Raw genomic sequence first — 2,927 nt, 5'->3', positions numbered from 1 at the left:
CTGCAAAAAAACTATACCCGCAGTATCGTAGCGTTTTTAAAGTATTTTAACTATATCTTGATACAATTGAGTCAATTTTAAAATAATGAAGGATTGTCCATGACGACACCACACTCACCGCGGCCAAACGAGTCGTCAGCGCCACAGCCATTAGATAAAACCCCTGTTCCTACTTCTGCATCCAGCGATAGCCCAAAGCAGCTATTCGGGACTTACATCAAAGGCATGGCCATGGGTGCCGCGGATATCGTACCTGGCGTCTCTGGCGGCACCATTGCGCTGATTTCAGGTATCTATGAACGCTTGATTAACGCACTGGGCAGCATTGGTCCCAATCTTTGGCAGATATTTCGACAAGAAGGTGGTATCAAAGGCTTGCTCGCGGTATGGCGACAGGTCGATGCGACATTTTTATTGTGTTTGGTATTGGGTATTGCCACTAGCATCAGGACTTTGGCGGGCATTATTAAGCACTTGTTAGAGAATCAGCCGCTACTGATTTGGTCGTTCTTTTTTGGACTGGTCATCGCTACAGTATTTATCTTACTAAGTGAGATTAAGCGTTGGAACATAGGACGGGCAGCATTATTCGTCATTGGCCTGTGCGCTGCTGTAGTCATCAGTAGTTTGCCATTACTGGCGACAAACCCAAGCTTACCCTATTTATTTTTTGCAGGGGCAATCGCCATTTGTGCAATGATATTACCTGGGGTATCTGGGTCATTTATTCTGCTGTTACTGGGCGCTTATGATGCGGTGTTAGAGGCAGTACATACGCTTAACTTTACTATAATATTCACCGTCGTCGCAGGTATGGCAACGGGACTGTTATTATTTACCCACGCGCTTAAATGGTTACTAGCTCGCTATTATCAAGCAACGCTTGCACTACTCACCGGTTTTATCGCCGGCTCGTTGGTAAAAGTATGGCCGTGGAAAGTAGATGCTTTAGGGTCGCTAAATAGTGAGGCGATAAACAATGTTCTGCCATGGCAATACCCTACTGGCGCGCATTGGCTAACGACATTAGGGCTCATGCTACTGGGTGCGGTTTTGGTGTCGCTGTTGTCTTTGTGGGGTCATCGCCGTCATTAACGGTAAAAATATCATACGACAAACTTGTATCAACATCGCTTTCATTCAGATTGAGGACGTGCCCTAGCAAAACCATCTCTCTACTTTCAACAATAAGCGCTTAGCCTTGCGGCGCTTATTTCAAAATCCTGCAACACCACATCAAAGAAACCCTCCAAATAATCAAACGTCAACTGTTGTCGCAAAGTCGCCTTTGCCCTCTTTAGCTTTACTCAGCAAACTTTCATAATAGCCCCATTGAAGTTCACCTTATGAATAGCGAGATGAATGATGTTACTGACTATATTTTCTTTTATCGGTATCGATACCTGGAGCACGGCGGCATTGCTGGGTTATGGTTTATTGGCAGGCTTGATAGTGGCGCTCGCGTTATCCTCACAGCGCTGGCTACTGCTCTACTTATTCGGCGGTATGGCCTATTGGCTGACAGTGGAAGCGATCCAAAGTATGTTATCCAGTCGTCCTATGCTCTCAGAGCTATCGGAATGGCACAGCTATATTGTCGCCATGGGCATCAGCTGGTTACCTTTGGCCAGTTGGGTATTATATCGGGCGTTACGTTATGAGGATGTCAGCCAATCTGTTCGGCAGCAGCGTGAGTTGCAAGCGGCGCGCTATATCGAACATACCCCTGTTTATGATGATGATTACCAACCGCGCTTCTATTAATACAATCAATTAATAAAATCAATCCAAAATAAAAGCGAGGCAAGTCAAACAGTATTTTGCATTTGTACTCATTTTCCTTGCTATTCCCATTTTTATGCATGGTATAAGCTTATCTCAATCAAAGTAACGTCATCTAATGTTACAAGATACTTAACGCTCTCTACGTAACTCCTAAAGAATAGATAGCACTGAATCGTTTATAATCTATCTATATATTTGTCGCAAAAATTGTTATAAAGTACGCATTATTTTGCGTTTCATTTTAGGAGTTTGATTATGTTTACTGTTCCTGTATTAGATATTAAGTCTGATCCGTTAGATGCGTTATTGGCAGTGATTGGCTACCGCTTGTCCATGCTTGCTGATAGCAACGACGAAGACGTCAAAGCGCTATTCGCTGATCGCAATGTCACGATTGAATTCGCTAGTAAAGAGTCTGATATTGCCCGCTCTTTTAGTTTTGCCGATGGTCAATTTAGCCAACAAGGCGGTCATGCCAAAGACGCTGATTTGACGATTAGCTTTAAAGATTCTATGACTGGCGTTAAGCTGTTGACCAAAGGCAGTCTGCCAGATTTTATGACTGCGGTACAAGAAGGCAACTTAAGCATCGAGGGCGATTATAGCCTAATGATGTGGTTCAATAAACTTGCTAAACATATTGTGCCGGCCATCCCAGAAGAGTGCAAACCGTACCTCCAAAAAGCTAAGCCTTATGCTTATAAAGCACAGCAGTTTGCCAATCATTGGGTCGGTGTTGCTAAGCATAAGCTGGGTAAATAAGTAAATCGAGTAAGCTTATAATCACTATTTCCTATAATAACTAATTATAGATAAACTGTCTTAAGATAAGTTACCTTACTCTGTAGCTGTATTCTGATTTTCTAAAAAGGTTGCGGTATACTATATCGCAGCCTTTTTTTTGGCTAAAAAACTATAATAGACAAAAAACATCTACGCTTATATCACTCACAAAAATTAGAGTAGCAAGGAAAACGACTGCAAGTGCTACGAACTGTAGACTAAACAAGTTTGACACGGCTAATCGTACTTTTTGGGTTTGGTATTATTTTATACGTTAATGCTTACTATCTTTATAAAAGGATTTGGTGGTGTTCTAAAAAGTATGCTGGCATCAGACATAGCCATAATTGACATAGAAG

General features: G+C 42.3%; 3 protein-coding genes. All 3 read left to right on the top strand.

All coding sequences use genetic code 11. The features are described 5' to 3' along the window. Positions 1 to 99: 99 nt before the first annotated feature. The gene (locus EI161_RS13830; RefSeq protein WP_192524892.1) at positions 100 to 1,095 is read left to right on the top strand and encodes a DUF368 domain-containing protein; all 996 of its coding nucleotides are present in this window, start codon (positions 100 to 102) and stop codon (positions 1,093 to 1,095) included. 267 nt (positions 1,096 to 1,362) lie between these two features. Then, complete coding sequence (aciT, locus tag EI161_RS13825) at positions 1,363 to 1,764, top strand: AciT family ciprofloxacin tolerance protein (RefSeq protein ID WP_225735405.1); 402 nt, start codon at positions 1,363 to 1,365, stop codon at positions 1,762 to 1,764. A gap of 276 nt (positions 1,765 to 2,040) precedes the next feature. Continuing rightward, positions 2,041 to 2,547 carry an SCP2 sterol-binding domain-containing protein gene (locus EI161_RS13820; protein ID WP_192524891.1) on the top strand — a complete coding sequence of 169 codons (507 nt, stop codon included), beginning with the start codon at positions 2,041 to 2,043 and terminating at the stop codon, positions 2,545 to 2,547. Positions 2,548 to 2,927: the final 380 nt, after the last annotated feature.

Origin of the sequence: Psychrobacter sp. FME5, from assembly GCF_014861375.1 — a bacterium.
Lineage (GTDB): Bacteria > Pseudomonadota > Gammaproteobacteria > Pseudomonadales > Moraxellaceae > Psychrobacter.
The sequence above is the reverse complement of the archived record's forward strand: the minus strand, read 5'-3'. Positions and strand labels throughout refer to the sequence as shown.